This window comes from Streptomyces sp. NPDC085900 (assembly GCF_044540925.1).
Classification (GTDB): Bacteria; Actinomycetota; Actinomycetes; order Streptomycetales; family Streptomycetaceae; genus Streptomyces; species Streptomyces gilvifuscus.
Map to the genome: position 1 here is coordinate 674,173 of NZ_JBITSP010000004.1, position 14,352 is coordinate 688,524.

Genomic DNA, 14,352 nt, shown 5'->3' on the forward strand with positions numbered 1-14,352 from the left:
CGAGTCCGTCCGGGCGCGGGGCACCGGTGCTGCGCGAAGTCTTGTCGCCCCCACTTCCATACTGTAGACAATATTCAGTCGACACAGTTCGGCAGTGCGCTCATCTCCGCGGTATCCCTCGACCGAACGGAGCTCCCTCGTCATGAAAGTCGCAGTCCTGGGCGCCGGTGCGATCGGCGCCTACGTCGGAGCCGCGCTGCACCGCGCGGGCGCCGACGTCCATCTCATCGCCCGTGGACCGCACTTGGCGGCCATGAGGCAGCACGGAGTCCGGGTCCTCTCCCCGCGCGGCGACTTCACCGCGCACGCCCACGCCACCGACGACCCGACGCAAGTCGGCCCGGTCGACTACGTCTTCCTGGGCCTGAAGGCCAACTCGTACGCGGCGTGCGGGCCGCTGATCGAGCCCCTGCTGCACCAGACCACGGCAGTGGTGGCCGCCCAGAACGGCATCCCCTGGTGGTACTTCCACCGGCACGGCGGCCCCTACGACGGCCACCGCGTCGAGAGCGTGGACCCGGACGGCGCGGTCAGTGCGGTGCTCGCGCCCGAAAGGGCCGTCGGATGCGTCGTCTACGCGGCGACCGAGCTGGAAGGGCCCGGTGTCGTACGGCACTTGGAAGGCACCCGGTTCTCCGTCGGCGAGCCCGACCGGAGTGTGTCCAGGCGCTGCTCGGAGTTCAGCGAGGCCATGGTCGCCGGCGGCCTGAAGTGCCCGGTGGAGCCCGACCTGCGCAACGACATCTGGCTCAAGCTGCTCGGCAACATCTCGTTCAACCCGATCAGCGCCCTGGCCCGCGCCACCATGCGGCAGATGTGCCTGCACGGCGGCACCCGCAAGGTCATCGAGACGATGATGGCCGAGACGCTCGCGGTCGCCGAGGCCCTCGGCTGCGAGGTCGGCGTCTCCATCGAACGCCGGCTGGCCGGCGCCGAGCGCGTCGGCGACCACCGCACCTCCACGCTCCAGGACCTGGAGCGCGGAAAGCCGCTCGAACTCGACGTCCTGCTCGCCGCCGTCGTCGAACTGGCCGAGATCACCGGCGTCCAGGTGCCCACCCTGCGCACCGTGCACGCCATCTCGGACCTGCTCGCACTGAGGACCGCCGCATGAGGAGCGCCGTATGAGCAAACGCGACCGGACCCCGAAGACCTACACCCGGCTCACCCACCCCCTGGTCCGCGACTCCCGCGACGAGCCCTTCAGGCAGGCGAGTTGGCAGGAGGCCCTGGACCGGACCGCCCGCGGCCTGGAACGCAACCGCGGCGCGTTCGGCATGTTCTCCTGCGCCCGGGCCACCAACGAGATGAACTACATGGCGCAGAAGTTCGCGCGGGTCGTCATGGGCACCAACAACGTCGACTCCTGCAACCGGACCTGTCACGCCCCCAGCGTCGCCGGCCTCTCCGCCGCCTTCGGCTCGGGCGGCGGGACCTCGTCGTACGAGGAGATCGAGCACACCGACGTCATCGTGATGTGGGGCTCCAACGCCCGCTTCGCGCACCCGATCTTCTTCCAGCACGTCCTCAAGGGGATCAGGAACGGCGCCCGGATGTACGCCGTCGATCCGCGCCGCACCTCCACCGCCGAATGGGCGGAGAGCTGGCTCGGCCTCAACGTCGGCACCGACATCCCGATGGCGCACGCCATCGGCCGCGAGATCATCCACGCGGGCCTGGCCAACGAGGCGTTCATCGAACGGGCGACGACCGGCTTCGAGGAGTACCGGGCGCTCGTCGAGCCGTGGACACTGTCCCTGGCCGAGAAGGTGACGGGCGTACCGGCGCGCGCCATAAGGGAGTTGGCGCACGCCTACGCCCGCGCCGAGCGCGCCCAGCTGTGCTGGACCCTGGGCATCACCGAGCACCACAACGGCACCGACAACGTCCGAGCGCTCATCAACCTCTCCCTGCTCACCGGTCAAGTCGGGCGGTACGGAGCCGGGTTGCAGCCGCTGCGCGGCCAGAACAACGTGCAGGGCGGCGGCGACATGGGCGCGATCCCCAACCGCCTGCCCGGCTTCCAGGACGTCCTCGATCCCGGCACCCGGCTGAAGTTCGAGTCGGCCTGGGACACCGTCATCCAGCCGCACTACGGACTGAACCTGACGGAGATGTTCGAGGCGATGGAGGAGGGCACCCTCAAGGCCGTCTACTGCATCGGGGAGAACCCGGCCCAGTCGGAGGCCGACAGCGAGCAGGCCGTACGGCGCATGCGGCAGCTCGACTTCCTCGTCGTGCAGGACATCTTCCTGACGAAGACGGCCGAACTGGCCGACGTGGTCCTGCCCGCGACCGCCGGCTGGGCGGAGACCGACGGCACGACCACCAACAGCGAGCGGCGGGTCCAGCGCGTCCGGCGGGCGGTCACCCCGCCCGGCGAGGCCCGCGAGGACATCGACATCATCTGCGAACTCGCCGCCCGCCTCGGCCACGACTGGAAGTACGCCGACGCCGAGACGGTGTGGAACGAACTGCGCTCGGTCTCACCGGACCACTACGGGATGACCTACGAACGCCTGGAGGAGCACCAGGGCATCCAGTGGCCGTGCCCCAGCACCGAAGCGCTCGAACCGACCTACCTGCACGGCCGGTTGTGGGAGAAGGACCCCGCCAGGCGCGGCATGCCCGCACCCTTCGGGATCGTGCGGCACGATCCGCCGGTCGACCTCACCGACGAGCGGTACCCGATCCGGCTGACCACCGGGCGGCGCCTGGACTCCTACAACACCGGTGTGCAGAGCGGCGGTTTCGCCTCCCCGCTCAGGCGCGGCGAGTACGTCGAGCTGTCCCCGGAGGACGCCGAGCACTACGGCGTCGTGGTCGGCGAGCAGGTGCAGGTATCCTCGCGGCGCGGATCGGTGGTGGCGCCCGTGTGGGTCGACCCGGCGCTGCGCCCCGGCCTCGCCTTCATGACCATGCACTTCCCCGACGACGTGGACACCAACCGGCTGACGATCGAGGCCAACTGCCCGATCGCGGGGACGGCGGAGTTCAAGGCGTCGGCGATCCGGATCGAGAAGCTCCCCGTCGCGACCATCGTGAGGTGACCTGGTGGATCTGCACTTCGGCGACAGCAAGCCGACGGACGACGAACGGGCCGCCGTCGACGCCCTGTTGGGCCCTCCCGAGTCCTCCTGGGAGGGCGCCGACCGGTCCGACGCCGACCTGAGGTGGGCGCGGGGCGGCCGCGAGGCCCGGGACCGGCGCGAGATGCTGCTGCCGGGGCTGCACGCGATCAACGACCGGATCGGCTGGATCAGCGACGGCGCTCTCGACTACCTGTGCCGGCGGCTGACCGTGCCGCCGGCGGAGGCGTACGGCGTCGCCACGTTCTACGCGATGTTCTCCGTCAGGCCGCGCCCGGCCACCGTGCTGCACGTCTGCACGGACCTGGCCTGCGCGGCGGCCGGGCCGGCCGACCTGTGCGCCGGCGTCGAGGCCCGCCTCGGCCCCGGTGTCTCGGTGCAGCGCAGCCCCTGTCTGGGCCTGTGCGAACGCGCCCCGGCCACCCTCGCCGTCCGCGCGGGCGACCCGGTGCGTACGGCGGTGTCGGCGCCGGCGACGGTCGAGGCGGCCGTCCTCGCCGCGAGCGCCCCGGACTCCGCCCCCGAGGAACCGCCGGCGGCGATGGCCGTGCCACAGGCCGGCGCCCCGGGGCTCACGCTGCTCGGCAGGGTGGGCGTCGTCGACCCGTCCTCCCTGGACGACTACCGCGCCCACGGCGGCTACACCGCCCTGCGCCGGGCCTTCGAGCTCGGACCCGCCGGAGTCATCCGCGAGGTCACCGACTCCGGCCTGGTCGGGCGCGGCGGCGCCGCCTTCCCCACCGGCCGCAAATGGCAGGCCACGGCGTCCCAGCCCGACCACCCCCACTACCTGGTGTGCAACGCCGACGAATCCGAGCCGGGCACCTTCAAGGACCGCGTCCTGATGGAGGGCGACCCGTACGCCCTCGTCGAGGCGATGACCGTCGCCGGATACGCGGTCGGCGCACACCGCGGTTACCTGTACCTGCGCGGCGAGTACCCCCGGGCGCTGCGGCGGCTGGAACACGCCGTCGCGCAGGCACGCGCGCGCGGCTTCCTCGGCGACGACGTCCTGGGCCAGGGCTACGCCTTCGACATCGAGATCCGGCGCGGTGCGGGGGCGTACATCTGCGGCGAGGAGACGGCCCTGTTCAACTCCATCGAGGGCTACCGGGGCGAGCCGCGCTCCAAGCCGCCGTTCCCCGTGGAGAAGGGCCTGTTCGGCAAGCCGACGGTGGAGAACAACGTCGAGACACTCATCAACGTCTTGCCGATCCTGACCATGGGCGCCCCCGCCTACGCGGCGATCGGCACGGACCGGTCCACCGGCCCCAAGCTGTTCTGCGTCTCGGGCAGCGTGGAACGGCCCGGCATCTACGAACTGCCGTTCGGGGCGACGCTCGGCGAGGTCCTCGCCCTGGCCGGGGTCCGCGACAATCTGCGGGCGGTGCTGCTCGGCGGCGCGGCCGGCGGCTTCGTACGGCCCGACGAACTGGACATCCCGCTCACCTTCGAAGGCACCCGGGAGGCGGGCACCACGCTCGGTTCGGGGGTCGTCATGGCCTTCGACGACACCGTCCCGCTGCCCCGGCTGCTGCTGCGCATCGCCGAGTTCTTCCGCGACGAGTCCTGCGGGCAGTGCGTGCCCTGCCGGGTCGGGACCGTACGGCAGGAGGAGGCCCTGCACCGGATCGTGCGGCGTACGGGGGCGGCCGCCGCCGATGACATCGCGCTGCTCAGGGAGGTCGGCCGCGCCATGCGGGACGCCTCGATCTGCGGTCTCGGGCAGACCGCCTGGAACGCCGTGGAATCCGCCATCGACCGTCTGGGGGCGTACGAATGACCGTGACATCGCTGGGGATCCCGCGCCGGCTGCTGGAGTTCACCATCGACGGGCAGGCGGTCCGGACGCCCGAGGGCTCGACGATCCTCGACGCCTGCCGGGCCGCCGGGAAGGACATCCCCACCCTCTGCCAGGGCGACACCCTGCGGCCCAAGAACGCCTGCCGGGTCTGTGTGGTCGAGGTGGAGGGCTCCCGGACCCTCGTCCCGGCCTGCTCGCGCCGCGCCGAGCCCGGGATGGAGGTACGCACCGACACCGAGCGGGCCCGGCACAGCCGCAAGATCGTCCTGGAGCTGCTCGCCTCGTCGGTCGATCTGTCGACAACTCCACAAGTCGCCGAATGGATCAAGGAGTACGAGGCGAAGCCGGACCGGTTCGGCCCGGACGCGGCCCGGCTGAACGAGGAACCGAAGATCGACAACGATCTGTACGTGCGCGACTACGACAAGTGCATCCTCTGCTACAAGTGCGTCGACGCCTGCGGCGACCAGTGGCAGAACACCTTCGCGATCTCCGTCTCCGGCCGCGGCTTCGACGCGCGGATCGCAGTGGAGCACGACGCCCCGCTCACCGACTCCGCCTGCGTGTACTGCGGCAACTGCATCGAGGTGTGCCCCACCGGCGCACTCTCGTTCAAGTCGGAGTTCGACATGCGGGCGGCGGGTACCTGGGACGAGACCAGGCAGACCGAGACGACCACCGTGTGCGCCTACTGCGGAGTGGGCTGCAACCTCACGCTCCATGTGCAGGACAATGAGATCGTGAAGGTCACCTCCCCGCACGACAACCCGGTGACCCACGGCAACCTCTGCATCAAGGGCCGCTTCGGCTACCAGCACGTACAGAACCGGGACTGAGGCACACATGGGACGAGTCACGGAACGACGCAAGGTGCTCCGCATCCGCGACGGGGCGGTCTCGTCCCGCCCGGACACGCTGGTCGCCGAGGAACCGCTGGAGATCCGGCTGAACGGCAAACCGCTCGCCATCACCATGCGCACCCCCGGCGACGACTTCGCGCTGGCCGCGGGCTTCCTGGTCAGCGAGGGCGTCCTCGCCGAGCAGGACGACCTGCAGAACATCGTGTACTGCGCCGGTGCCACCGTCGACGGCTCCAACACGTACAACGTGGTGGACGTGCGGACCGCCCCGGGCGTGGCCATCCCCGACATCACCCTCGAACGGAACGTCTACACCACCTCGTCCTGCGGACTGTGCGGCAAAGCCAGCCTCGACGCCGTACGTACGACGGCCCGCTGGCCGATAGCCGACACTCCCCCGGTCCGGGTCGACCCCGAGCTGCTCGCCGGCCTCCCCGACCGGCTGCGCGCGGCCCAACGGGTCTTCGACCGGACCGGGGGCCTCCACGCGGCCGCCCTGTTCAGCGAGGACGGAGAGCTGCTGGACGTACGGGAGGACGTGGGCCGGCACAACGCCGTCGACAAGCTGGTCGGCCGCGCCCTGCAGAACGGGGACCTGCCCCTGTCCCGGACCATCCTGCTGGTCTCCGGACGGGCCTCCTTCGAGCTGGCACAGAAGGCCGTGATGGCCGGCATCCCCGTCCTGGCCGCGGTCTCGGCCCCCTCCTCGCTGGCGGTGGACCTGGCCGCGGAGACCGGGCTGACCCTGGTGGGCTTCCTGCGGGGCACCTCCATGAACGTGTACGCGGGCGAGGACCGCATCGCCCTGCGGACCGCGGCCGCCCAGGGGTGACCGCCTCCCCGCGACACGGCGGCGGGGCCCCGACCGGTGGGGAGCGCCCCCTGCGCCTTCGGGGTCCCGCTTCTTTTTCTGCTGCGTTCGCCTCCCGGGGCGCTCTTTTCTGCTGCGTTCGCCTCCGGGGGCGCTCTTTTCTGCTGCGTTCGCCTCCGGGGGCGCTTTGTGCCGGTGTCGAGAGCGCGATCGTGCTCGGCGCTGCGCGCCTCCGCGCGTTCGCGCTCTCGACACCGGCGCGCCCCCTGCGGCTCTCTTCGCGGCCGGCGCGTGGGTGCGGTTTGCGTTGGTGGGCTCTTGCCGTCCGTTCGGGGAGGAGCACCGGCGTTTGGGTCAGCCGGCGACGAAACGCACCTGCGCCGTTGTCACCACAGTGCCGAGCCTTGGGAAGTCCAGTCGTACCGATGCCTCGTGCTCTGCGGACGTGAAGGCGGCCATGGCGTCCTCGACAAAGATCAGGTCGTAGCCGAGGTCGCCGGCGGCGCGGGCGGTGGACTCGACGCCGAGATTGGTGGCGATGCCGCCGAACACGAGCGCGCGTACGCCGCGTTCGCGCAGGAGGTCGTCCAGGTCCGTGCCCTGGAAGCCGCCGATGGTCCGCTTCACCACCTCCAGGTCGCCCTCCCGGGCGAGGCCCGTGACCAGACCGCTGCCGGGCGGCTGTTCGGCGACGCCGGGGCGTTCGACGCGGATGAGGACGACGGGTGCGCCCGCCGAGCGGAAGGCTTTCGCCAACTCCTCTGCTGCGGAGAGGACTTCGGTGCCCTTACGGGGCTCCAGGGGCAGCGCGACGATCCGGTCCATCAGATCGACGAGGACGAGGGCGCTGCGCGCGGGGTCGAGGGCCAGGGGTGGGGTCATGACGGAACGTTATCCGCCGTCAGCCCTCCGTACCGGAAATCCGGATCAACAGGGCCAGGAACCGGTCGCGTTCCGCCGCCGTGAGGGGCGCGAGCAGCTCGTCGTTGGCCGCCCGGGCGGCCTTCTCGCAGCGCTCCAGCAGCCGCGCGCCCGGCGCGGTGAGGGACACGGCGTTCTTGCGGCGGTCCCGGGGGTCCGGTTCGCGGACGACGAGGCCGGCGGCCTGGAGGTCGTTGAGGACGCCGACGAGGTCCTTCGGGTCGAGCCGCACGCTGCGGCCCAGGTCGGCCTGGGCGACGGGCGCGAGGTCGCGGACGGCGGAGAGCACGACGTGGTGCCACATCTTCAGCCCCTCCGCGGCCAGTGCCTCGGCCACCAGGGCGCGTCCCCGGTCGGCGGCGCGGCCGAGCAGCCAGCTTGGCAGGGAGCGGATCGCGGCGAGCGGGGCTTCGGGCATGGCGAGAGTCTAGGCGAAAAATCGTTGGGAGTCCCAACGAGATCGGATATCGTTGGGACTCCCAACGACAAGCGTCGTCGTCGGGCGTCCCGACGACCCCTGGAGGTGCGATGCGCCGCGTCCGCTACGAGTCCACCGGCGGCCCCCTGTTCCTGGAGGAGACCGAGATCCCGGAGCCCGGCCCGGGTGAGCTCCTCGTCCGGTGCGAGGCCGTCGGCGTCACCCTTCCGGTCGTCCGCAAGGTCACCGAGGCCGCCGAGCCCATCCCGCTGGGCGGTGAGATCGCCGGGGAGGTGGTGGCCGTCGGCGAAGGGGTCGGCCGCTTCGGCACCGGCGACCGGGTGACCGGGCTCGTCTTCGGGCACGGCTACGCGGACTTCGCGCTGTTGCGGGAGGTCATGGCCTCGCCGGTGCCGGACGTCGCGTCCGCCGTCGACGCCGTCGCCTTGGTCCGCAGCGGCCTCGTCGCGCTCGGGGCCCTGGAGGCGGCCCGCCCCGAGCCGGGTGAGGCGGCGCTGGTCACGGCCGCCGCGAGCGGAGTGGGTCATCTGGCCGTGCAGCTGACGCGGACGCGGGGCGCGGGCCGGGTGGTGGGGGCCGTCTCCGATCCGGGCAAGGGCGATTTCGTGCGCTCGCTCGGCGCCGACGAGGTGATCGGGTACGGCGACGAGAGCTGGGGCGAACCCGTCGACTACGTACTCGACGCGGTGGGCGGCGAGTTGCTGACCCCGGCGGTGGCCGCGCTGGCCCCGGGCGGGCGGCTGGTGGCGTACAGCTCGGGCGGCGGGACCGTCCGGGCGTACGACCTGCTCGTGGGCGCCAAGTCGGTGATCGGCTTTCAGATGGCGCGGATCGCGCGCGGGAAGCCGGAGTTGTACGAGCGGTGGCGGCGGGAGCTGTGGCGGCTGTTCGCGGAGGGTGCGCTGAAGCCTGTCGTGCACGGGGAGTTCGCGCTGGAGGACGCCGCGAAGGCCCATGCGGTGATCGAGTCGCGCGGCAACCTCGGGAAGGTGGTCCTGCGGCCCTGACAGCAAGTGGCCGCACGCTTCTTGTGAGTCCTCGGAGGCCGCAACTAGCCTCTGTGACACGGACATTGGACGTCGGATGTCCGAATGTCCGGTCGTAGGGCCTCTGAAGGGCAGGTTCGCACCATGCCGTCACGTCTTCGCACCCGTCTGAGAGCCGTCGGCACGGCACTCGCCGCCGTCGCGGCCCTCGCCGCCCTCCCGGCCCCCGCCGCGCACGCCCGAGGGGCGGCCGCCGCGCCCGAGTTCGAGCAGCAGGTGCTGTTCAAGGCCGCCCAGGACCCCGGCTACGCCTGCTTCCGGATACCGGCGGTCGTGCGGACGACCGCCGGCACACTGCTCGCGTTCGCCGAGGGACGACGCCTGAACTGCGGGGACGCCGCGGACATCGACATCGTGCTCAAACGCTCCACGGACGGCGGGCGCACCTGGGGCCCGCTGCGGGTCGTCAGCGCGGGCGGCGGTGACACGCACGGCAATCCGGCGCCGGTCGTGGACCGGGAGACGGGCCGCGTGCTGCTGGCCGAGACGTACAACACCGGCCGTACGGACAGCGCGAGTTGCTCGGTGCCGTGCGACCGGACCCCGCATCTGCAGTACAGCGACGACGACGGCCTGACCTGGTCGACGCCGCGCGACCTGAGCGACGAGATCCTGCCCGCGGACTGGAACTCCTGGTACGCCACCGGACCCGTGCACGGCATCCAGCTCACCCGCGGGAAGCATGCCGGGCGACTCGTCTTCGGCGTCAACACCGAGACCTGGAACGGCGAGCGAAGCGAGATGGGGGTCCCCCCGGCCGGAGGCTGGGGGAGGGTCACCGCCAACCACGCGGCACTGATCGTCAGCGACGACGGCGGCGACCACTGGCGGGCCGGCGCCACGGACTCCTGGCCGATCGCGGACGACGGCACCTTCCGCCAGAAGCCCTCCGAACTCACCCTCGCCGAGCGCACCGACGGCTCGGTCCTGGTCAGCGGCCGCGAACAGGACGGCACCGACCTCGGACACCGCACCCAGGCCGTCAGCCGGGACGGCGGCGACAGCTTCGCCGCCCCCTTCCGCGACCTCCCCGACCTCTACACGCCCCAGGTGCAGGGCTCGATGCTGCGCCTGGGCGACCGCATCCTGCTGGCCTGCCCGGGCGACCCGGACCGGCGCCGGACCATGATGATCCGCTCCTCCTACGACGGCGGCCGCACCTGGGACAGCGTGGACCGCGGCACGGTCGTGACGACGGACTGGTCGGGCTACTCCGACCTGGCGCGCATCGACCGGGACACCGTGGGGCTGATGTACGAGGGCGGGGCGGTGGACGCGCGCGACGAGATCCGCTTCGCCCGCTTCACCGAGGACTGGCTGCTGCCGCGGCGCGGCCCCGACCCCACCACCCCCGACCTGGCCCGGCACGCGCGCCCGGCGGCCGTGCTCGGCGGGCCCGTGCGGACGAAGGGCGTCCTCGGCGGTGCGCTGGAGTTCGACGGCGCCGACGACGCCGTACGCCTGCCCTACAGCGACCGGCTGCCGCTCGGGACCAAGGACTTCACCGCGTCGCTGTGGTTCCGCTACACCGCCACCACCGGCGAGCAGCCGCTGCTGTGGATGGGCGGCATCGGCACCACCCAGCCGCAGGTGTGGCTGCGCGGGGAGCCCGCGAACGACCGCATCCAGGGACTGATCACGGTGCGCGACGGGGCGGCGGCCTCGCGGTCGGTGTCCGTGCGCACCACCGGCGCCTACAACGACGGCCAGTGGCACCGGCTCGCGATGCGCCGCGGCGGCGGGCGGCTGACGCTGTTCGTCGACGGCACGGCCGTCGGCGCCGCCGCCGACGTGCCGGGCTCGGTCAGCCGCAACTCCCCCTTCGGCGTGCACATCGGCCAGCGGATGGACAGCCGCGCCTTCTTCACCGGCGCGATCGACGACGTCCATGTGTGGGACCGGGCGCTGAGCGACGAGGAGATCGCCGCGCGGGACGCGTCCTTGAAGGACACCGTCGTATGGCTGCCCATGGACCATGTGAGCGACAGCCACTAACGTCCCGTGGGTGCCCGACGACGTACGAGCACGACAGCGGACGGGGACCGGCGTCGGCCTGCTGCTGACGCTGGTCCTCGCGGCCGTGCTGCTCACCGCCCTCCCGGACCACGGCGGACGGCAGGGCGGCGGGTGCGCGCCGTACACGGTCTCCTCGTGGTCCCGGGACGACCGGCTCACGGACGAGTTCACCCGCTACGGCGACGACCCGACCCGCGGCGACGACTGGACCGGCGGCGACGGCACCCACTCGGTACGGCTGCCGGACGGCCGGGTGCTGTGGCTGTTCTCGGACACCTACCTCGGCCAGGTGCACGCCCCGCCCAACCCGGTCGGCGAGTCCGCCTCCTGGCGGGACACCTCGGCGCCGCTGGTGCGCAACTCGGCCGTGGTGATGCGTGACGGCCGGCTGCAGGCCACTCTTCCCGCCCCGCTCTTCGCCGACCCGGCGGCGAACCAGTGGCGCTGGCCCGTCGCGGCCCGCGTCGAACCGCGCTCCCCCGGCTCGTCCGAGAAGGTCGTCCGGGTACTGCTGTGGGTGCGGACGGCGGGACAGGCGCCGTGGATCTACGGCGTGCCGACGGCCACCGAGGTGGCCACGCTGTCGCTGCCCGACCTGCGGGTGGAGTCGGTCGTGAAGGTGCTCGACCAGAGCCTGGTCGCCGATCCCTCGCGCCGGGTCCTGTTCGGGACGACGCTGGTCGAGAAGGGCGGCTGGAGCTACGTGTTCGGCGGCGACGACCGGCAGGCGGCCTCCCGCCCGTCGTCCTCGGCCTATGTGGCGCGCGTTCCGGAGGGCAGGCTCGGCGATCCGTCGGCCTGGCGGTACTGGGACGGCTCCGGATGGGGGACGCGGCTCGCCGCGGTGCGCGGGGCGAAGGTGGGCAGCGCCTTCTCGGTGGTGCGCCAGGACGGCACGTACGTGCTGTTCACGATGGCCGCGGGCAGTGCGGGGCTGACCACCGTGACCTCCTACTGGGCCTGCTCCCCCACCGGGCCGTGGCACGGCCCGACGAGGAACTTCGGCGCCTCGCTGCCGACGTCCGAGGTCGCCGCGTACAACCCGCAGGCGCATCCCGCCGTGTCCGACGGCGCCTCCGGCGCGGGCGGCGACGGTGGCCGGCTGGTGCTCAGCTACGACGTCAACTGGCTGCAGACGACGGGCGCTTCGGCCGGCATCAACGCGAACGTGTCCCTGTACCGACCGCGTTTCGTGACGGTGCGGCTGACTCGGACGCGGTGACGTCCTCGTCGAGGGGGTCGCGCGAGCGGCGCTTGGCGATCACCGCGCACACCATCAGCTGCATCTGGTGGAAGAGCATCAGCGGCAGCACGGCCAGCGAGGCGTGGGCGCCGAACAGGACGCTCGCCATGGGCAGTCCGGAGGCGAGGGACTTCTTGGAACCCGCGAACTGGATCGCGATCCGGTCCTCGCGGCCGAAGCGCAGTGCCTTGGCGCCGTACCAGGTCAGCGCCAGCATCACGGCGAGCAGCAGCGCCTCGACGACCAGCAGGCCGCCCAGCCGGACCGGGCTCACCTGGTGCCAGATGCCCTGCACCATGCCCTCGCTGAACGCGGTGTAGACGACCAGCAGGATCGAACCGCGGTCGACCAGGCCGAGGACCTTCTTGTGCCGTGCGACGAAGCCGCCGATCCAGCGGCGCAGCACCTGCCCGGCGAGGAACGGCACCAGCAGCTGCAGCACGATCTTGACGAGCGAGTCGGCGCTGAAGCCGCCGCCGCTGTTGCCGAGGAGGGCGGCCGCCAGCAGCGGCGTGACGACGATGCCGACCAGCGAGGAGAAGGAGCCCGCGCAGATCGCGGCGGGCACGTTGCCACGGGCGATCGACGTGAAGGCGATCGACGACTGGATGGTGGACGGGACGAGGGTGAGGAAGAGCAGGCCCTGGTAGAGCGGCTGGGTCAGGAAGACCGGGACGAGGCCCCGGGCGGCCAGGCCCAGCAGCGGGAAGACCACGAACGTACAGGCGAGGACGGTGCCGTGCAGCCGCCAGTGCCTGAGCCCGTCCAGCGCCTCACGCGTGGACAGCCGGGCGCCGTACAGGAAGAAGAGGAAGGCGATCGCCGCCGTGGAGGCGCCCGAGGCCACGTCGGCCCCCGTCCCGCGCGCCGGGAACAGGGCCGCCAGGCCCACCGTCCCGAGCAGCAGCAGGATGTACGGGTCGATCGGCATCCAACTCGGCCATCGCAGGCGTTTCACGGTGCTCCACTTGCTTGTCACTGTCGTCGGTACGGGGGTCTGTAAGAGGGGCTGTGGGAGGCACGGAGTCCCCCGCTCCATCGTCCTCCTCCGACGAGCGATCGGGAATCCGTCATACCGCTCTGACTGTCATCGCCGTTCGCGATGACCGGCTACCGTGGACCTCATGTACGAGCCCTCCCACCTGCGTACTTTTCTGGCGGTCTCGCAGACCCTGAGCTTCACGCAGGCCGCGCGGCGGCTCGGGCTGCGGCAGTCCACGGTCAGCCAGCACGTCCGCCGCCTCGAGGACGCCACCGGCCGCCGCCTGTTCTCCCGGGACACGCACTCCGTGGAGCTGACCGAGGACGGTGAGGCGATGCTGGGCTTCGCGCGCCGCATCCTGGAGGTGCACGAACAGGCGACGGCGTTCTTCGCGGGCACGCGGCTGCGCGGCCGGCTCCGCTTCGGCGCCTCGGAGGACTTCGTGCTGACCCGGCTGCCGGAGATCCTGGAGGGCTTCCGCCACGACCATCCCGAGGTCGACCTGGAACTGACCGTCGAGCTGTCGGGCACCCTGCACGAACAGTTGCAGGCCGGGAAGCTGGACCTGGTGCTGGCGAAGCGGCGCCCCGAGGACCCGCGCGGGGAGCTGGTCTGGCACGACGAGCTCGTCTGGATCGGCGCGGAGCGGCTGCGCCTGGACCCGGACCGGCCGGTCCCGCTGATCGTCTTCCCGCCGCCGGGCATCACACGCGCCCTCGCCCTGGAGGCCCTGGAGCGGCAGGGACGGGAGTGGCGCATCGCCTGCACCAGCGGCAGCCTCAACGGACTGATCGCGGCGGCCCGGGCGGGGCTCGGCGTGATGGCCCACTCCCGGGGACTCGTCCCACCGGGCCTCGCCCGGGTACCGGAGCGGGCGGGGCTGCCGGAGCTGGGGAAGGTCGACTTCGTCCTGGTCCACGGCCGCCGCCGGGCCTCCGCCCAGAGCGCGGCCGACGCACTGGCGGCGGCGATCCTGGCAGCCGGCGACAGACTGCACCGCCGCTGGGCACCTCCCGCACGGACGCCGGTCGGCGGGGCGGGAGCGGAAAGGTGAGCCCCTGGATGCGGACGCCGGTCAGCGCGGCGGAAGCGGAAAGGCAAGCCTCCTTCGTGCGCCGCCCGCACCCGGAGGCGAATAGGC

At 72.1% G+C, this 14,352-nt stretch carries 12 protein-coding genes; 9 read left to right on the top strand and 3 right to left on the bottom strand.

Features of this window, described 5'->3' with window-relative positions; translation table 11 throughout:
- The first annotated feature begins 142 nt into the window (after window positions 1-142).
- From ACIGDI_RS17115 to fdhD, 5 genes are read left to right on the top strand one after another with little or no spacing between them, the layout of a single operon-like run.
- The gene (locus tag ACIGDI_RS17115; RefSeq protein ID WP_399896835.1) at window positions 143-1,114 is read left to right on the top strand and encodes a 2-dehydropantoate 2-reductase; all 972 of its coding nucleotides are present in this window, start codon (window positions 143-145) and stop codon (window positions 1,112-1,114) included.
- 10 nt (window positions 1,115-1,124) lie between these two features.
- Window positions 1,125-3,050 carry a molybdopterin oxidoreductase family protein gene (locus ACIGDI_RS17120; RefSeq protein ID WP_399896838.1) on the top strand — a complete coding sequence of 642 codons (1,926 nt, stop codon included), beginning with the start codon at window positions 1,125-1,127 and terminating at the stop codon, window positions 3,048-3,050.
- A 4-nt stretch (window positions 3,051-3,054) separates the two neighbouring features.
- Entirely contained in the window at window positions 3,055-4,872 is a 1,818-nt protein-coding gene (locus ACIGDI_RS17125) for an NADH-ubiquinone oxidoreductase-F iron-sulfur binding region domain-containing protein (RefSeq protein WP_399896841.1), read from the top strand.
- Window positions 4,869-5,729, top strand: a complete 861-nt coding sequence (locus tag ACIGDI_RS17130; protein ID WP_399896844.1) for a 2Fe-2S iron-sulfur cluster-binding protein — start codon at window positions 4,869-4,871, stop codon at window positions 5,727-5,729. Before ACIGDI_RS17125 ends, ACIGDI_RS17130 begins: the two co-directional genes overlap by 4 nt.
- A 7-nt stretch (window positions 5,730-5,736) precedes the next feature.
- Window positions 5,737-6,585: a formate dehydrogenase accessory sulfurtransferase FdhD gene (gene fdhD, locus ACIGDI_RS17135; protein ID WP_399896847.1), complete on the top strand. Its 849-nt coding sequence runs from the start codon at window positions 5,737-5,739 to the stop codon at window positions 6,583-6,585.
- A 333-nt stretch (window positions 6,586-6,918) separates the two neighbouring features.
- On the opposite strand, the gene ACIGDI_RS17140 is transcribed toward fdhD, so the two are convergent.
- Window positions 6,919-7,446 carry an isochorismatase family protein gene (locus ACIGDI_RS17140; RefSeq protein WP_399896850.1) on the bottom strand — a complete coding sequence of 176 codons (528 nt, stop codon included), beginning with the start codon at window positions 7,444-7,446 and terminating at the stop codon, window positions 6,919-6,921.
- A 19-nt stretch (window positions 7,447-7,465) separates the two neighbouring features.
- A complete protein-coding gene (locus ACIGDI_RS17145) occupies window positions 7,466-7,903 on the bottom strand; it encodes a MarR family winged helix-turn-helix transcriptional regulator (protein ID WP_399896853.1) in 438 nt (145 codons plus the stop codon).
- A gap of 110 nt (window positions 7,904-8,013) precedes the next feature.
- On the opposite strand from ACIGDI_RS17145, the gene ACIGDI_RS17150 reads away from it, so the two are divergent.
- From ACIGDI_RS17150 to ACIGDI_RS17160, 3 genes are all read left to right on the top strand, one after another.
- The gene (locus tag ACIGDI_RS17150; protein ID WP_399896856.1) at window positions 8,014-8,931 is read left to right on the top strand and encodes a zinc-binding alcohol dehydrogenase family protein; all 918 of its coding nucleotides are present in this window, start codon (window positions 8,014-8,016) and stop codon (window positions 8,929-8,931) included.
- A gap of 123 nt (window positions 8,932-9,054) precedes the next feature.
- On the top strand, window positions 9,055-10,965 hold the full coding sequence (locus ACIGDI_RS17155) for an exo-alpha-sialidase (RefSeq protein WP_399896859.1): 1,911 nt from the start codon (window positions 9,055-9,057) through the stop codon (window positions 10,963-10,965).
- A 10-nt stretch (window positions 10,966-10,975) separates the two neighbouring features.
- Window positions 10,976-12,208 carry a DUF4185 domain-containing protein gene (locus ACIGDI_RS17160; RefSeq protein WP_399896862.1) on the top strand — a complete coding sequence of 411 codons (1,233 nt, stop codon included), beginning with the start codon at window positions 10,976-10,978 and terminating at the stop codon, window positions 12,206-12,208.
- On the opposite strand, the gene ACIGDI_RS17165 is transcribed toward ACIGDI_RS17160, so the two are convergent.
- The gene (locus ACIGDI_RS17165; protein ID WP_399897662.1) at window positions 12,144-13,160 is read right to left on the bottom strand and encodes a bile acid:sodium symporter family protein; all 1,017 of its coding nucleotides are present in this window, start codon (window positions 13,158-13,160) and stop codon (window positions 12,144-12,146) included. The two genes, ACIGDI_RS17160 and ACIGDI_RS17165, sit on opposite strands and share 65 nt — an antisense overlap.
- Window positions 13,161-13,353: 193 nt before the next feature.
- On the opposite strand from ACIGDI_RS17165, the gene ACIGDI_RS17170 reads away from it, so the two are divergent.
- A complete protein-coding gene (locus ACIGDI_RS17170; protein WP_399896865.1) occupies window positions 13,354-14,265 on the top strand; it encodes a LysR substrate-binding domain-containing protein in 912 nt (303 codons plus the stop codon).
- Window positions 14,266-14,352: the final 87 nt, after the last annotated feature.

What these genes read in the sequence shown, in the direction of transcription:
- ACIGDI_RS17150 (WP_399896856.1), top strand. Translation starts at nt 8,014, where the DNA reads ATGCGCCGCGTCCGCTACGAGTCCACCGGCGGCCCCCTGTTCCTGGAG.
- ACIGDI_RS17130 (WP_399896844.1), top strand. Translation starts at nt 4,869, where the DNA reads ATGACCGTGACATCGCTGGGGATCCCGCGCCGGCTGCTGGAGTTCACC.
- ACIGDI_RS17120 (WP_399896838.1), top strand. Translation starts at nt 1,125, where the DNA reads ATGAGCAAACGCGACCGGACCCCGAAGACCTACACCCGGCTCACCCAC.
- ACIGDI_RS17155 (WP_399896859.1), top strand. Translation starts at nt 9,055, where the DNA reads ATGCCGTCACGTCTTCGCACCCGTCTGAGAGCCGTCGGCACGGCACTC.
- fdhD (WP_399896847.1), top strand. Translation starts at nt 5,737, where the DNA reads ATGGGACGAGTCACGGAACGACGCAAGGTGCTCCGCATCCGCGACGGG.
- ACIGDI_RS17140 (WP_399896850.1), bottom strand. Translation starts at nt 7,446, where the DNA reads ATGACCCCACCCCTGGCCCTCGACCCCGCGCGCAGCGCCCTCGTCCTC.
- ACIGDI_RS17115 (WP_399896835.1), top strand. Translation starts at nt 143, where the DNA reads ATGAAAGTCGCAGTCCTGGGCGCCGGTGCGATCGGCGCCTACGTCGGA.
- ACIGDI_RS17145 (WP_399896853.1), bottom strand. Translation starts at nt 7,903, where the DNA reads ATGCCCGAAGCCCCGCTCGCCGCGATCCGCTCCCTGCCAAGCTGGCTG.
- ACIGDI_RS17165 (WP_399897662.1), bottom strand. Translation starts at nt 13,160, where the DNA reads ATGCCGATCGACCCGTACATCCTGCTGCTGCTCGGGACGGTGGGCCTG.
- ACIGDI_RS17170 (WP_399896865.1), top strand. Translation starts at nt 13,354, where the DNA reads ATGTACGAGCCCTCCCACCTGCGTACTTTTCTGGCGGTCTCGCAGACC.